General features: G+C 47.9%; 16 protein-coding genes. 6 read left to right on the top strand and 10 right to left on the bottom strand.

Going from position 1 to position 16148, the window contains the following annotated elements; all coding sequences use genetic code 11:
• Positions 1 to 144 precede the first annotated feature (144 nt).
• The 3 genes from CZ360_RS14375 to CZ360_RS09085 form a co-directional block, all read right to left on the bottom strand.
• Entirely contained in the window at positions 145 to 321 is a 177-nt protein-coding gene (locus CZ360_RS14375; RefSeq protein WP_407656987.1) for an ABC transporter permease subunit, read from the bottom strand.
• A gap of 330 nt (positions 322 to 651) precedes the next feature.
• On the bottom strand, positions 652 to 1275 hold the full coding sequence (locus CZ360_RS09090) for a response regulator transcription factor (protein WP_077533897.1): 624 nt from the start codon (positions 1273 to 1275) through the stop codon (positions 652 to 654).
• Positions 1276 to 1353: 78 nt separating this feature from the next.
• Complete coding sequence (locus CZ360_RS09085; protein WP_159438208.1) at positions 1354 to 2433, bottom strand: sensor histidine kinase; 1080 nt, start codon at positions 2431 to 2433, stop codon at positions 1354 to 1356.
• Positions 2434 to 2760: 327 nt separating this feature from the next.
• Here CZ360_RS09085 and CZ360_RS09075 point away from each other — a divergent pair, with 327 nt between their 5' ends.
• The 6 genes from CZ360_RS09075 (at position 2761) to CZ360_RS09050 (ending at position 10058) form a co-directional block, all read left to right on the top strand.
• Entirely contained in the window at positions 2761 to 3690 is a 930-nt protein-coding gene (locus CZ360_RS09075) for an ABC transporter ATP-binding protein (RefSeq protein WP_077533894.1), read from the top strand.
• 73 nt (positions 3691 to 3763) lie between these two features.
• On the top strand, positions 3764 to 4906 hold the full coding sequence (locus CZ360_RS09070; protein WP_077533893.1) for an ABC transporter permease: 1143 nt from the start codon (positions 3764 to 3766) through the stop codon (positions 4904 to 4906).
• Complete coding sequence (locus tag CZ360_RS09065) at positions 4893 to 6104, top strand: ABC transporter permease (protein ID WP_077533892.1); 1212 nt, start codon at positions 4893 to 4895, stop codon at positions 6102 to 6104. Before CZ360_RS09070 ends, CZ360_RS09065 begins: the two co-directional genes overlap by 14 nt.
• A gap of 196 nt (positions 6105 to 6300) precedes the next feature.
• Entirely contained in the window at positions 6301 to 8772 is a 2472-nt protein-coding gene (locus CZ360_RS09060; protein WP_077533891.1) for a YfhO family protein, read from the top strand.
• Complete coding sequence (locus tag CZ360_RS09055; RefSeq protein ID WP_077533890.1) at positions 8729 to 9127, top strand: GtrA family protein; 399 nt, start codon at positions 8729 to 8731, stop codon at positions 9125 to 9127. The genes CZ360_RS09060 and CZ360_RS09055 overlap by 44 nt, the downstream gene beginning before the upstream one ends.
• A complete protein-coding gene (locus tag CZ360_RS09050; RefSeq protein WP_077533889.1) occupies positions 9120 to 10058 on the top strand; it encodes a glycosyltransferase family 2 protein in 939 nt (312 codons plus the stop codon). Before CZ360_RS09055 ends, CZ360_RS09050 begins: the two co-directional genes overlap by 8 nt.
• 148 nt (positions 10059 to 10206) lie before the next feature.
• Here CZ360_RS09050 and CZ360_RS09045 read toward each other — a convergent pair whose 3' ends face one another.
• From CZ360_RS09045 to CZ360_RS09020, 7 genes are all read right to left on the bottom strand, one after another.
• The gene (locus CZ360_RS09045; RefSeq protein ID WP_077533888.1) at positions 10207 to 11139 is read right to left on the bottom strand and encodes a serine aminopeptidase domain-containing protein; all 933 of its coding nucleotides are present in this window, start codon (positions 11137 to 11139) and stop codon (positions 10207 to 10209) included.
• 146 nt (positions 11140 to 11285) lie between these two features.
• The gene (dgoD, locus tag CZ360_RS09040) at positions 11286 to 12434 is read right to left on the bottom strand and encodes a galactonate dehydratase (protein WP_077533887.1); all 1149 of its coding nucleotides are present in this window, start codon (positions 12432 to 12434) and stop codon (positions 11286 to 11288) included.
• A gap of 13 nt (positions 12435 to 12447) precedes the next feature.
• On the bottom strand, positions 12448 to 13068 hold the full coding sequence (locus tag CZ360_RS09035) for a bifunctional 4-hydroxy-2-oxoglutarate aldolase/2-dehydro-3-deoxy-phosphogluconate aldolase (protein WP_077533886.1): 621 nt from the start codon (positions 13066 to 13068) through the stop codon (positions 12448 to 12450).
• Between the two features lie 45 nt (positions 13069 to 13113).
• Positions 13114 to 14058 carry a sugar kinase gene (locus CZ360_RS09030; RefSeq protein ID WP_077533885.1) on the bottom strand — a complete coding sequence of 315 codons (945 nt, stop codon included), beginning with the start codon at positions 14056 to 14058 and terminating at the stop codon, positions 13114 to 13116.
• Between the two features lie 16 nt (positions 14059 to 14074).
• Positions 14075 to 14836, bottom strand: coding sequence for an IclR family transcriptional regulator (locus CZ360_RS09025; RefSeq protein WP_077533884.1), 762 nt, complete (start codon positions 14834 to 14836; stop codon positions 14075 to 14077).
• Between the two features lie 127 nt (positions 14837 to 14963).
• Positions 14964 to 15116 (bottom strand): hypothetical protein, encoded by a 153-nt coding sequence (locus CZ360_RS14075; RefSeq protein WP_159438205.1) that lies wholly within the window; start codon positions 15114 to 15116, stop codon positions 14964 to 14966.
• Positions 15117 to 15180: 64 nt separating this feature from the next.
• Positions 15181 to 16008 (bottom strand): helix-turn-helix transcriptional regulator, encoded by an 828-nt coding sequence (locus tag CZ360_RS09020; RefSeq protein ID WP_077533883.1) that lies wholly within the window; start codon positions 16006 to 16008, stop codon positions 15181 to 15183.
• Positions 16009 to 16148: the final 140 nt, after the last annotated feature.

Genomic DNA, 16148 nt, shown 5'->3' with positions numbered 1-16148 from the left:
CTAGCCCGGAATATTTGTTATAAGCATACATCGAAATGGTCTCACAAGCTCCTCCGGGCCCTCCACGGGTAGCTGCCATTGGGAATCCAAATACTTTAAAGCCCCAGGACATCAATAAAGTAATATTGGTGGAAAAAGCCGGAACTAACAAGGGTAAGTGATTTTTAGAAAACGCTGTATCGGTTCTGCACCATCTATCATCGCTGCTTCATTATAGTCCGCCGGAATAGATTGCAGGGCAGCAATGAACATAAGCATACAGTAGCCGCTATCACGCCAAATAGACATCATGCAAAGAAAAGCAGTGCCGGAGCCAGAAATAAGATATTAAACAAGGTTTTATTGAACCGTAAGCCATATCGGCGATTCATGTTGGATCACTCCTATCATAAATAAAAAACAGACCGAGTCCAAATACAAAACCATGTTTGGACTCGGTCTGTTTTTTCTCTGTGATATAAGAATTTTCTTTCCGATTTCATTCGTCACAACACCGCAATGCTTTAAGCTCTGTTTCTGTTTGATAGGCCGTCGGGGCCTAACTGTCTAGGCCGACACAGCAGGAACGCCGCAAAAGCGGCAAAATGCCGCTAAATATGAAAAACATTAACTGGACATCAACGTGTTTGCTTTTCTAAAATAAAGGAACCCCTACTCTAAATTCTTATAATAGAACACCGCCAACTGCGTCCTGTCCCGCAGGCTGAGCTTATCTAAAATTGTACTGAGATAGTTGCGTACAGTTCCTTCGCTCAGATATAGCTTTTCTGCGATTTCTTTATTATTGAAGCCGTTTGCAACCAGTTCCATGACCTCCATTTCCCGGTCGTTGATTCCAAAGGAGGAAAAATCCATGCTTCTCCGGTGATTCATCAATGAAGGCAGCTTGGTGACAATCTCACTGCCAAACACGCTCTGCCCGGACATGACCGCCTTAAGCGCCGGAATAATAGTCTCGATTTCCTGCTTAATCAGGTATCCCTTAGCGCCGATCCGAAGCGCGCGCACAATATATTCATTATCCGAAAAGGTGGTCAGAAATAATATTTTTGCATCTGGATACTGTCGCAGGAGCCGTTCTCCCGCCTCCAGTCCGCTGATCCCGCCCATTTGAATATCCATCAGCAGAATATCCGGCATTCCGTGCCCGCAGAGCTGCAATGCTTCCTCACCGCTATTCCCGGTCGCCGTAACCTGAATCTCAGGATCAGACTGCAGGATTGTTTTAAGTGAAATACAAACAAATGGATCATCGTCAATAATTATTACATTCATCATTGCTTTCCTCTTTTGTATCCTTTCTACCCAAAAACCGCCCAGATAAATTCCGGCTTGGCTTGATGCAGAAGGGCTTTATTTTCCCGGCTTTTCTTCCTGCCGTTTCGGAACCGAAATAAAGACCCGGAATCCCTTTTTCTGTTCTGTACGAAAGATTCCGCACAGCGCTTCCACCCGGTCACGCATATTCTGCAGGCCGATGCCATTAGGATCTTCTTTTCCCCTTTTCGTTCCATTATCCTCTACCATCAACTGATAAAGTGCCGGATGCTCCAATACCATGACAGACGCCTGTGTCGCATTGCTATGCCGGGCAATATTGGAGAGCGCCTCCTTCACTACAGCGGCAAAGCAGTACTGTACCTGTTTCGGCACAGATTCCGCTTCATAGGTAAAGGCAACCGGGCAGAAATCAAACGTCTCGATCAAAGAATAAAGCTGGATTTTCAGTTCAAGAGAATCATCATGAAGGTCGTGGACGCTGCTGCGGATATTATCCATTGCATCCGACAGCGTATCCTTCACCATACTGAGCTGGCTGTTTAGGCCCTCGTCCTGTTGGTTCACCACCTGCATTGCGCCCACCTGCAACAGAGAGCGGGTCAGCAGATGGCCTACATTGTCATGGATTTCCCGGGCAATTCGATTCCGCTCTGTCAGCGTTGCAAGACGCACCTCATAGTCCTGTTTTTCCATCAGCTCCCGGTTTTTCCGTTCCAGATGGGCTTCTTTTTCCTTGCTGTTATCCTGTACCAGATAAAATTTCTCCTGTACCGCCTCATATCCGTCTGTTCTGCTGCGGAGTATCCAGGCAAAGATACTGAACAGAAACGCCAGGAGAAACACCGTTATCTCTCCTGCCGCAAGAGTGAAAAGAACAACCGCAGCCGGAGCAATCAGACAGAGCCGTCGTTTTTGTCCTGCCAGATCGTAAGCCATCATTGGAAGGAACAGCGCTAAATCCAGCCAGAAAAATATCGCTGCGCAATAGCACATGCAGAGCGGGATTACAGTTTTCTGTTCCGAATAGCTGTTCAGCGCGCTGACTGTCACTGCAATGAGCAGCGCTCCGATCACTTCGGCGGACACCCCGGTAAACAGTACTCCCAGTCCGCACAAAATCAACAGCATCAGCTTATCAATCAATTTGTTCACAGGCATCCCACCTTCTTTTCTCTATTATACCATAAAGCTTCCGTGATAAAACCGGCAATGCTGCAAGGCATGCAAAAATTCGCTCTGAGAGCCGTTTTTAGAGGCGTTAACGACCTATTTAACGTTATTATAACATAAATTTTTCCCATGCCAACGCTCTGATCAAAAAATATGACAATTGTCATGCCGGAATGTGATTCTGATCACTGGAAGCAACCTCTCCTATTTGCTAAAATAGAATCAGTGATCATGACGAAGGCGGCTCCAAACCTTCATGATTCTTAATCCGTCGCCGCCGCAGACCAGCTAGAAAGGATTGGCACGACTATGATTGAAGTTAAAAATCTCGTCAAACGGTATGGGGATCTTATTGCACTGGACCATTTTAATCTCAATGTACGCAGCGGAGAAATTTTCGGGCTGCTCGGCCCGAATGGAAGCGGAAAAACCACTGCCATCAACTGCATGCTGTCTCTTTTAAAATATGACAAGGGGGAAATCCGTCTTTTTGGAGAGCCTATGACGCCGAATAACTATCGGTCAAAACAAAAAATCGGCGTAGTAATGCAAAACGTCGCGGTTTTCAACGAATTAACTGTCTATGAAAACATTGATTATTTCTGCGGACTGTATGTAAACGATAAACGAAAAAGAAAAGAGCTGGTAGAGGAAGCGCTCCGCTTCGCCGGCTTGGAGGATTTCCGGAAATTTATTCCTAAAAAGCTAAGCGGCGGGCTTCTGCGGCGGCTTAATATTGCCTGCGGCATTGCGCACAAGCCCGAGCTGATCTTCCTGGATGAGCCTACCGTGGCGGTTGATCCACAGAGCCGAAACAATATCCTGGAGGGAATCAAGAAGCTGAACCGGGAAGGAGCCACTATCATCTATACCTCTCATTACATGGAAGAGGTGGAACAGCTATGCACCCGGATCATGATTATGGACAAAGGAAAGGAAATTGCAACCGGTACAAAAGAGGAGCTCAAGGCCATGATCCGTACCGGAGAGAAGCTAACTGTCGAGCTGTTTGACCTGCCGGAACCTCTCCTTTCTGAAATCCGACGGGTCAAAGATGTGATCCAGGCCAGTTTCGACGGGGAAAAGCTTTCTGTCAACTGCAAAACAGGCAGTCATGCTATGATCTCCATTCTCGATTTGCTCCGTCAGAACGGAATGCATTTCGGGCGGGTTTATTCCGAACCTCCGACTCTCAACGACGTCTTTTTGGAGATTACCGGAAAACAGCTTCGTGACTAAATAAATCTGATGCGGCAATACCGGTAATAATCAGGAAAGGAGCCCTTTACAGGACAAAGGTATAGTGATTTTTATGATGTGGAATTTATTTTCAAGAAACCTCCTCTGCCATTTGAGGAGCAAGGAATTTTTTATCTGGATGCTGATCTTCCCAATCATGCTTGCAACACTATTTTATTTTACCTTTTCCTCATTGGATCAGGCAGACCAGCTACAGGTTATCCCAATCGCAGTTGTAGAGGAGGGGATGCCGGAAGAGGACAGCGCATTTTCGGATACTGTCCGTTCCCTCTCCGAAAAGGGAGATGAGCAATTGTTTCAAACCCAGTTTATTTCCGAGGAAGAGAAAGCCCGGCAGCTTTTAAAGGACGGGGAAATTGACGGATACATCCAATATGAGAATGGCAAACCGGGACTGGTCGTCCGGGAGGATGGTTTAAACCAGACTATTATCAAAAGCTTTTTAGATCAATACCTTCAGACGAAAAGCAGTATGGAGAATATCCTTCAGGAAAACCCGCAGCTTGCCGAGCGGCTTCCCTCGTTGTTCAGCCGCGAAACAGTGACCGAAGAAATTTCTCTGTCACAGAACGCGCCGACCAGTAAGGTGAACTATTTTTATGCGCTGCTCGCGATGGTCTGTATGTACGGCGGAATGCAGGGGCTTAACGTTGTTTCCTTCCTTCAGTCAAACCTTTCGGCAATCGGCGCGCGGAAAACGGTATCTCCGGCCAAGCGGTGGAAGCTTATTTTTGCCGACCTGTCAGCCGGCGTGACGGTACAGTGGCTTGCCATCATTCTGGTCATCCTATTTATTCGGTTTATCCTTCAGGTTGATTTCGGCCCACAGCTTTTGCCGGCTTTCCTGACCGGTATCGTGGGAAGCCTGACGGGCGTTTCCTTTGGTATGCTGGTTTCAGTACCGAAGCGCCTGAAATATTCAGCCAAAACCGCTCTGGTTGTTGCGGTAACTATGGTATTTTGCTTCTTTGCCGGCCTGATGACTTCCGGAATTAACTATTTGGTCGAGCAAAAGGCGCCCGTCCTTGCCTGGATCAATCCGGCAGCCCGGATTGTCGACGCATTCTATTGCCTGTACTACTATGATACCTATTATCAATTTTTCCTGAATATCGCCGTTTTACTGGCGATGTCCCTTGTGATGTTCGGTATCACGATCTTTTCTATAAGGAGGCAGCGGCATGAGAGTCTTTAAAGCCTGTTTTACGATTATGCGCCGGCACGCGGTATCCTTTCTAGTCTATTTTTCTATCTTTATTACGTTGTCGGTCGTGATGTCCTCTCTGTCGGTACAAAACTATTCCACCGATTTTGAAGCGGAAAGGCCGGGTTTCGCTGTCCTAAACCGAGATAAGGATTCCGCCTACACTGATGGATTCCTCCAATTTCTCTCCGGATATGGGAAACAAACCGAGCTGAAGGATGAAAAGAAAGTGCTTCAGGACGCAGTTTTTTATCATGAAGCGGAGTATATCGTAATCATTCCTGAGGGATTCACCGAACAGTGGAAGGACGGAGAGAGCCCAAAGCTGGAAACTGTGATGGTGCCCGATTCCGCGGCCGGCTATTATCTCGATTCCCTTACAAGCCAATACTGGAACCTTGCGCATACCTATCATCAGGCTCTCCCATCGATGGGAGAGGAGGAGCTTATCGACGCAGTAATTGGCGATCTGGATATCAGCGCAGAGGTAGAGAAGGAACAGTTTTTAGAAAGCCAGCCGGTTCCGCTGATCTTTGAAATTTATCACCGGATGATGGCCTATATCCTTCTAATCCTGGTGATGCTTTGTGTCAGCACCGTATTCCTGGCCTTCAAACGGCCTGACCTGCAGATGCGCGACCTGTGCAGTCCTATGAGGCCGATTCAGATGGGCGGGCAGATCGCCCTGTTCAATGCAGTGATCGCGTTTGGCTCATGGCTGCTGTTGAATGTGGTCGGCCTGTGCTTTTATGGCCCACAAATCAAGGCGGTGGATTCCCGGATCATTGGGTTGTTTATCCTGAGCGGTTTTGTATTCATGCTGGTCGCACTTTCGATCAGCCTGCTGGCAAGCAGGTTTGTAAAGAATGAAAATGCCCAGAATATTGTATCCAACTTTATTTCCCTGATTCTCTGTTTCCTGGGCGGGGCATTTGTTCCCCTGGAGCTGCTTGGGCCCGGGTTGCTGAATGTCTCGAAGTTTACCCCGACCTACTGGTATATCAAGGCATTGGAATCGGTCAGCGGCCTTACTGCCTTTGACAGCGAAGCGCTGCGTCCGGTCTGGTCTAACCTGTTGATTTTATTGGGGTTCGCGGTCGCCATCTTCTGCGTGTATCTGGTTGTCAATCAATATAAAAACCGCTCGGAGGAATCCTTCGGGAGTATTCAGACAGAAATCGAAGCATAATAAAAAGGAACCAGCCTTCTTTTGAAGGGCTGGTTCCTTTTTTTCGTATTTCACAGCTTGAATGAAGTTTAAGGAGAGGTTGGAAAGATTTTGTGAATATGCGACAAACACTGTTTCAATCTTAAGAATTCTTTAATTTTTCTATCGGATACATTTAAAATTTTCCAGATAAGATAGAATACGAAAGGAGAGCGCCATGCAGCTAAAGAAATTTCGATATCCAGTCCTGCTGACCATTATCTCAGCAACGCTTTTGCTTCTGTCTATTCCTGCCGGCGCTGCCTTTGGTTCCGAAATCGACTGGCTGAGCCAGCACGTCAGCATTGCCGAGCATTTCCGCCAGACCTTCTATGAAAACCACAGCTTGCTGATCAGCTTTTCAGAGCTGGGAGGAGGCAGCAATTTTTATATGTTCGCTTATTACGGCTACCTTCGCCCGGACATTTTAATTGGCTGCCTGCTTCCCATGCTTTCGATGAAAACAATTTTGATCGTCTATGCGGTTTTGGGTGTGATTGCCTCAGTAAACCTGTGCTATCTCTGGCTTTCAAAGCAGTCCTTTCCTCCTTTTTTCTGCTTTCTCGGTAGTGTCCTGCTGGCCTGTGCAGCCTGTTTTTTTCAGGCGCACCGCCAGCTTATGTTTGTTAATTACCTGCCTTGGCTTTTTCTGGCGCTTCTCTCCGTTGATTATTTTTTAAAGCGCCGCAGGCTGGTTCCCCTGGTGCTATCCTGCCTGGCGATTATTCTGCACAGCTTTTATTTTTCTATTTCCTGTTTTGCGGTACTGTTCATTTACCTTCTCTACCGCGACCGGGAACGAAGCATGGTATTCCGGTTCATCCTCGGTATTTTCTTGGCATGCGCTTTGGCGGCAATCCTTTTGATTCCCACTGCGCTGGTGCTGTTAGAGCACAGCAAGGATACCGGCGGCGGTACCTCCCTTCTGGAAATCCTGGCAGTCAACCCTCCGCTAAAAAATTTTTTATACAGCGGATACGGCTGCGGTTTGACCATTATTGCACTCTATGGCCTGCTTCTTGGTATTCGGCATCGTCCAACCAGGATTTTTAGCTGTGTTGTATTCGGCTGCCTGTTTTTTAATGTTGTTGCATTTATACTCAACGGTGGTCTTTATATTAAGGGTAAAATTTTAATTCCGTTTATTCCGTTAATCCTATTGATTTGTGTAACGGTATTAACTGAATTGTACCAAAAAAATCTCCGGCATAATATTCCTCTTCTTCTTTTGAGCTTTGTTCCCTTAATTTTCTGTTCCGGGAAACAGCTCGCCTATCTGGACGCCGGGTTTGTCCTTCTCTTTGTCATCCTCTCATGGAGATATAAAAACAAGCTTCTGCCCTATCTATCGCTCTTGGTTATCCCACCGCTTCTATTTATACAAACCAACCGTACGGAGGAATTCGTTCCGGCCGACGACACGCGGCAGGAAATCTTCAGCAGGTCGGAGATGGAGGACGTCTATCAAGACCGGACAACGCGGTTTGACCAGATCGACTTTGACGAAGCAATTGCGAACGTCAATGCGGCTCTGATTCCCGGGATGAAAAAAACTACCATGTATTCCTCTACTATGAATACGGCTTACTCCAGCTTTTATTATGACACCATGAAAAATGCAATCAGCATCAACAATCGGGTCGCGCTGCTCTCCTCTCCAAACCCCTTTTTTGAATATCTGATGGGCGTGCGTTACCTCCAGGCAGACAAGGATAACCTTCCTGCAGGTTATGAAATCAAGCAGGAGCGGGACGGGCATGTACTCGCTGAGAATGATTCCGTACTGCCCGCTGCCTACGTCAGCTATAACCTGATGTCCGAGCAGGAATTTGAGACCTATTCTTTTCCACAGACACTGGACACAATTACAAATAATACGGTGGTTTCCAGCGCGCCGCAGAATCATTACCAGTCTAAAATCACTGAAACAACGCTGGCCTATCAGACCGCTCGTCTCCCTGCCGGGCTGAACGTCCTGGAAACAGAAAGCGGCTACGAAGTGGAGGCTTCCGAACCCGCCCGCTTCACCGTTGATCTTGATACACCGATTGATGGGAAAACAGCAATTATCACCTTTGAAGTAGAAAACCCGGATGGGCAGGCAGTAATCATTTCCCTGAATAAAATCCGCAACAAGCTGTCTGCCGACAGCGCCGCCTATCCAAACCACAACCGCCAGTTCACCTATTTTCTCTCCTCTGACAGCCTGATCGATTCAATCGACGTTTCCCTCAGCAAGGGAACCTACCAGATCAGCAATATTAAGGTATATGAAATTGAAAACAGCGAGATCGGAACGAATGAAGTTGCCGCCGCCGACCTCCAGGAAACAAAGAGCGAAGAGGTATTAAGCGGATTGGTCACAGCCGAACAGGACGGATATTTTGTGACCTCCCTCCCAATTCAGAACGGCTACCGGGCGACAGTCGACGGAAAAGAAGTTGCAATCGAAACCGTCAATCAAGCGTTTGTAGGTTTTCCGGTTACCAAAGGAGAGCATCAAATCAAGATTACCTTTACACCTCCCGGAAGAACTGTTGGATTGGCCGTCAGCCTGATCGGCCTCATCCTTCTGCTAATTCTTTGTATCATAGAAAGGACACAACATGAAAAAGGAACAGCTAAAAGAACTCATTTGTTACGGCGTTAACGGTGTGATGACAACCGGGGTAAACTATATCGTTTATTTCCTTCTGCTTCACTGCCATGTCAATTATCTCATCGCAAATACCTTGGCATGGGTTGCCGCCGTTATCTTTGCCTACATTACCAACCGGAAGCTTGTTTTCCATTCCAATCAAAGTATTTGGCGGGAATTCGTCTCCTTTACCGCATTGAGGTTTGCAACTCTGCTGGCTGAGAATGCGCTTCTATTCCTCTGCATCCAGTTGATTGGTTTTTCTCATTTCTGGTCAAAAATACTGGTGAGTGTTGTTACTGTCCTTGCAAACTATGCGGTCTGCAAGATGAAAATTTTCACGAAAGGGGCCGCCCAGCGTGGATAAAATCAGCATCATTGTTCCCTGCTATAATGAGGAGGAATCCCTTCCCCTTTTCTATCGAGAGGTCTGTAAAGTGATGGAACAGATTCCGGAGACCGAGGTGGAATTTGTCTTTGTAGACGACGGAAGCCGGGATCATACGCTTCGTGTCCTCAGAAAGCTTGCCGAAGACCCCCGCTGCAATTATTTCTCCTTTTCCCGCAATTTCGGAAAGGAGGCGGCTATGTATGCGGGCCTTCGGCATGCAACCGGAGACTACTGTGTGATTATGGACGCCGATTTGCAGCATCCGCCTTCCCTGCTTAAGGAAATGTATCATGCAGTCAGCCAGGAGGGCTTTGACTGCTGCGCCGGCTTCCGGGAGGATCGGGAAGGCGAAGGTAAGCTGAGAAATTTCCTTTCCCGTGGATTTTACAAGGTGATCCAAAGAATGTGCAGTTTGGATATGACTGACGGCACCGGTGATTTCAGGATGATGAGCCGTCAGGTAGTGAATTCTATCCTAAAAATGAAGGAATACAACCGGTATATGAAAGGTATTTTTTCGTTTGTTGGGTTTGAGACCAAGCTCATTCCGTTTCATAATGTAGAACGTGCGGCAGGCACAACCAAATGGAATTTAAAGAGCCTGTTCCGCTATGCGATGGACGGCATCTTTTCCTTTTCCACTGCGCCTGCTGCATGGGCGGGAGTGCTTGGAATCCTTCTGTTATTTGTTGCCTTCCTTGTTCTGGCAGTCAGCTTGTTTCAAACGCTGTTTAGCCAGGCAATTGGTATGTGGCCCTGGGTAATTGCCCTGATTCTGGGACTGTCCGGGATACAAATGTGCTTTATCGGCGTGTTGGGACAGTATGCTGCCAAGGGCTATATGGAAACCAAAAACCGTCCTGTTTACATTATCAAGGACAGCAGTCAGAGGAAGCGCCGTTCATAAATTACTGACCTCAGTTTTTACTGTTTCTCTTACACAAAGCCAAAGGAGACCGGAAGCATGCTTCCGATCTCCTTTGGCTTTGTGTTATAGTGAATCCCTATGCTTTGTTCCTGGATAAATACGTCGTACTGGCTATATCATCCTCACTTTACAACTTGTCCGCAATGCCGTCCATAAATGTAATAATCCCCGCTTCCACCTCGCATTTGATGTCCGCGTAATTATGAATCTCATGCCGGTAACCGGAGTAGATCTTTGTTTTCACATTATGACCGGTATCAACCAGCCAGTTGGAAACCTCGTATACGCCTTTTCCATATTCTCCAACTGGGTCCTGATCTCCGGCGATGCTGTAAATTGGTAAAGCTGTAGGTACCTTTTCCGCCCATTCTTTCCCTTCGATCTGCAACATCATCTGTACAAAATCATAAAGGGAGCGGTTGACGATTGGCTTTGTAAATGCATCAAATGGGTCGGCTGCGTGATCCCGCTGTACATACACGTCATGGCAGATCCATTCATTTCCGATCGACACCTCGCCGCAACGTTCGCACATCCATCCCATAAGTGCCTCGGTAAATTCGGAATCGGACTCCATCGAGCGGCCAGAATCAATCGCCTGCTTTATCTTCTCAGCCAGTTCTCTTGCTCCTCTGAAGATTCCTGCTGTACCGCAGATAGTGGCTCCCGCCAGCTCATTTCCATATTTCGCGATAAAATCCCTGGTCACAAAAGACCCCATGCTGTGTCCGAACAAAAAATACGGCAGGTCGGGATACATTCCGCACACCAGTTCCTTGAGCGCATGCTCGTCCTCCATCATCGTGTGCGGGCCTTTCTCTCCCCAGTCGCCCCATGTACCGTTTTCCACCGCCGTTTTCCCATGTCCGACATGGTCGTCCGCCGCTACAATATATCCCTTATCCAAAAAGGAGGAAATCATATGGAGATACCGTCTAGAATGTTCACCAAAGCCGTGAACAACCTGTACAATTCCTTTCGGTTTGGCTGTCGGAACATAAATCCATCCGTATACATTATCCCGCTCATTATAAGATCGGAAAGTGACTTCTTGCAGCATATATACCGCTCCTTTCGTGCCTAAATAAATTAAACGTTTTAATTATTATATAATGCTGCAGGAATTATGTCAATATTTCTTTAGAATTTATGTAGAAAAAATATGTGCAAATCGCCAGTTACCTGCTGTACATTCCACACAGATCTTTACCATTCCGCGATGGAGCCGTCCTGATGCCTCCAGACAGGATTTTTCCATGTATGAGGATGCCGGCTCTCCTCCAGCACCAGTTCCTTGTTAACCTCCACACCTATTCCCGGCAGCTTGGGCAGATTAACAAATCCCCCGGCAAAAACAAAGTCTTCCCGGTTATTGACATAGTCCAGCACACTAGCTCCGGTGTTATAGTGAATCCCTATGCTCTGTTCCTGGATAAACGCGTTGTAACTGGTTGCGTCAACCTGCAGGCAGGAAGCCAAGGCAATCGGCCCCAGAGGGCAATGCGGAGCAAGCGCCACATCATAGGCCTCCGCCATGGCGGCAATTTTTTTCACTTCTGTAATTCCTCCGGCATGGGACAGGTCGGGCTGGATAATATCCACATAACCCGTTTCCAGCAGGCGTTTGAAATCCCAGCGCGAGAACAGCCGCTCCCCGGTTGCAATCGGGATATTGCAGGCATTGGCAACGTCCCGGAAGCTTTCCATATTATCGCAGAGCACCGGCTCCTCGATAAACATCGGGTCAAATTCCTCCAGCTTTTTGGCAAGAACCTTAGCCATTGGCTTATGTACCCGCCCATGAAAATCGATTGCGATCCCAAAATATTTTCCTGCCGCCTCCCGGATCGCTGCAACCCGCTCTAAAACTGCGTCAATCTTTTCATAGCTGTCAATCATCTGCAATTCTTCGGTAGCATTCATCTTGATAGCGGAAAAACCCTTTTCCTTCTTTTCCAGCGCATCGCGCGCAACGTCGCTCGGACGGTCTCCGCCAATCCAGGAATAAACCTTCATTTTATCCCGGCAACGCCCGCCCATCAGCTCGTAAACCGGCGCGCCGTAAAATTTCCCCTTGATATCCCAAAGGGCCTGGTCGATTCCCGCGATTGCGCTCATCAACACCGGGCCTCCGCGGTAAAATCCGGCCCGATAAAGCGTTGTCCAGATATCCTCGATCCGCATCGGGTCATTGCCGAGTAAATACTCCTTCATTTCTTCCACACAGGCACGGACAGTCGAGGCTTTTCCCTCAACCACCGGCTCGCCCCAACCAGTCAGTCCATCGTCTGTTTCAATCTCAACAAAGCACCACCTCGGACGAACCAAATAGGTGTTAACTCCTGTTATTTTCATCAATATCCTCTCCTTACCGTCTGATTTCGTCCATAAAGGACTGAACCGCCTGTTTCGCACCTTCCCAGTCTCTGGCGCTCAAAAGATCCTTTGGAATCAAGTTGCTCGCTACGCCGACACCAAGATAGCCCGCAGCAAAAAAGGCTGCGGCATTCTCTTTTTTCACCCCACCGACCGCAACATAGTCGGTCTGGTCAAAGGGGCCCTTTAAGCTCTTCACATATCCCATCGGAAGGTCGCCGGCCGGGAAAAGCTTGAGAACCGTAAAGCCATACCGCACGCAAAGGCTGACGTCGCTTGGCGTCATCACTCCCGGCAGCAGACGAATGTTCTGCTCCGCACAATAGCAGAGCACATCTTCGTCTACTGAAGGCGACAGCAAAAAGTCTGCTCCCGCTTTGACCGCTTCCCTCGCTTTTTCTACAGTAACCGCAGTTCCGGCTCCAATCCGAATCTCCGCGCCAAACCGTTCCTTTAAAAGTGCTATCTGCTGCAGAGCCGCCGGAGAATTCAAGGCGACCTCTACCGCTTTAATCCCACAGACGGAGACTGTATCTACATAGGGAACAGCCTGCTCCATAGGGACTTTTCTCATAATCGCAACTACCGGGTTTTCTATGATTATTTCACGCATGTTCAGCACCATACCTTTTCTTACATAATCGATTGTAATTATCTTTTAACGGTAAACTGTCTCCTGCTTCCCTAAAATTTGTTCCAGTTCCTCACGCAGCAGGTATCCTTCAATATCTCCTCTCGTCTCGGTCGCTTTTGCTCCGGCAACCGCTCCATAAAAGCCGCATTCCGACAGTGGTTTCCCCTCCAGCATTCCCACCAGGAACGCCGCGTCAAACGCATCTCCCGCGCCAATCGGATCCACCTTGTTACAGGGATAGGGAGGGATCGGAAAAATTTCCTCCTTTGACGCGACCGTTGCTCCCTTTGCACCGTCCTTCAGCGCCAAATATTCCATCCGCCCGGAAGAAAACAGTATTTCTCTTAGCCTTTCTATCTCACCGGTTCCGTACAGTACCTGCGCCTCGTCCTTCCCTATCAGCACATAATGTGCGCGGGAAAGATATTCCCTGATCAGCTCGGTATAATCGCGGTCTTTCCAGAGTTTCCGGCGGATATTCGGGTCAAAGCTAATTTTCACGCTATGCTTCTCCGCGATCAACATGGCCCGGTCAATCGTCTCCCGGCAGCTTTCGCTCAATACCGGTGTAATCCCGGTAATATGTAAAATTTTTGCATCCGCGATCCATTCCTCCCTGATATCATCCGGCGATAAATGGCTGGCCGCAGAGTTTTCCCGGTAATAGGTAACCTTTGTCTCGCTTCCCTCGCTTGTCTCCTTGAACATTAACCCTGTCCGATAATCCGGATCGGCAGCCGCATAAGCTTCTACTCCTTCAGCCCGGACAGCCCGCAGAACCTGCTCTCCAAATTCATCCTTCCCAACCCGGCTGATCCATCGGGCGGAGCATCCCAGCTTCTTTGCCCCTATGGCAAAATTGCTCTCCGCGCCGGCAATCCGAACCTGATAATCTGAGATATACCGCAGCTTTCCATGCTCCTTCGGAACAAATGCCGCCATGGTCTCCCCAATTGTGACAAAATCCATTGGAACCCCCCTCTGTTTATTGCAGACCTAAATCAGTAAACTGGAGCAGCTTTTCGGCCTGCTGTTTCGCTATAGTTAAAGCCTGCTCAATCTGCCTCTTTTTGGTGTCGTCATACCGGTAAACCGGTACGGCTACGCTAAAGGCCGCGACAATCTCCCCTTTTTTCCGCAGCGGCACTGCAATACAGCAGATATCCAGATTTGACTCCTCCGACTCATAGGAAAAACCGGTTTTCCTGCTCTCCTTCAGTTGCTGCTCCAGCACCGCATAGTCGGTGATCGTTTTGGAGGTCAATGCTTTCAGTCCCTCCGGATACATCGCTTGAAGCATCGGGAGGGTATAGTCAGTCAAGAGCGCTTTTCCCAGTCCTGTCCCATAAGCCGGGAGGCGAATTCCGACGCACGATGTCATCCGTACGGCATGAGGCGAATCCACCTTTCTCAGGTACAATACATCGCTGCCGCTGAGCACTGCGAGATGGCATGCTTCCCCGCACTGAGCTACTACAGCTTCCATCAGCTTCTCCAGCTCATCCAGGCCGGAGGAATCCCGAAGATAGGAATTTCCGATTTGATAAGCCATTTGTCCGATTCGATAGCAGCGCGTCTGCCTCTCCTGCTTAAGGTATCCGCGTTCTTCCAGGGTATGCAGGATAGGAAACAAGCTGCTCTTCGGAGCTCCCAGTACATCGCAGATGTCTGTCAGGTTCATTCCATTCTCCTGGCCTGCGAGCAGCTCAAAGATGTCTAAAACCCGTCCGGTTGCCCGATGATCCATAGACCGCCCACCTTTTCGTATATACGAATTATTTCTTATTTAAGAATCTGATTTTTATTATAGGCAAGAAAGAGAAAAAAGTCAATAAAAAGGCAGCAGAAAATTCTGCTGCCTTTTTGGTGCTTTTCTACAGGTCATCAGCGTCCTGCACCGGCTGTTCATCATCCATGGGCACGCCCGTATAGCTCCCCTGCACATCGGACAGAATCTTTTTCTTCTGCTTCAGGGTAGGGTTAGCGGCCTGTGCAAGATTGTCCTTGAGTTCCTTTTTCGGTTTCATAATGCCAAATCCTTTCGTTTTTATTAGTATCGCATAATCGTGAAAGGATATTCATCGGTTAAAGCTACTCCGCAAAATCTGGATGCTTTTCCTGTGATGGAAGGCGGCCAAACACCTTTTTATAGGTTCTTGAAAAATAGGAAAGGTTATGGAAACCGCTTTGGAGTGCGCTCTCACTGATATTATACTGCCCGGAGGCCATCATTTTCCTTGCGTTCATACAGCGCAGACGGTTTAGGTATTCCAAAGCAGTTTGTCCGGTAATTTCTTTAAATACATGGCAGAAATAGCATTTGCTGAAGCCCACATGAGTACAAACATCAGCTACAGAAATCCCTTCCCGGTAATGCCCTCGGAGAAACCGAATGGCTGATTTTACCATCTCAACTTTAGGATTCCCGCTGTCGGTCAGCTCTCGATTTTCCCGGCCCGTCTGATAGCGTCTCGTCAACTGCAAAAAAATCAGCTCGATCAACGCAAAAACCGCCCGCTGATACCCGGAGGGCATCTGATCCACCTCCTCCGCCAACTGCTCATAATACCGCGCGATCATCCTGTCACGGACAACCGGCATAAACAGGGAATCCGGCGACATAAAGGGAAAGGAATCCGTTAACGTCCTGTCTGGGATCAGGCAGTAATAAACGCTTCTGGTTTCACCGCCGCGAATCCAGTGGAGTATTTCCGAATTAATCACCACCACATCCCCCTTTTCCGCACGCACGTGCTGGTCATTCAGCGTGATCTCGGCATCCCCCTCGACAAAGTAAAGCAGCTCAATATTTTCATGCCAATGGATCGGAAAATCATCCGAAGCCTGCCCTCTACGGTCTAAATGAAAGATCACTGGGAAATCTTTTTCCGAATAGGTGTGTTTTTCATAAAGTGTCATAAAAGTCACTGCACCTTTTTGTGTTTTTTAGAATTCCACCGTTTTGAGAAAGCAAAATTGTGTTATGAACTGACAAAAATCAGGATTTCTTTTTCACTATATCCATTATATAATAAAAATATCGTAATAACAATCTTTTT

Source organism: Massiliimalia massiliensis (assembly GCF_900155615.1).
GTDB classification, from domain to species: Bacteria; Bacillota; Clostridia; order Oscillospirales; family Ruminococcaceae; genus Massiliimalia; species Massiliimalia massiliensis.
The sequence above is the reverse complement of the archived record's forward strand: the minus strand, read 5'-3'. Positions and strand labels throughout refer to the sequence as shown.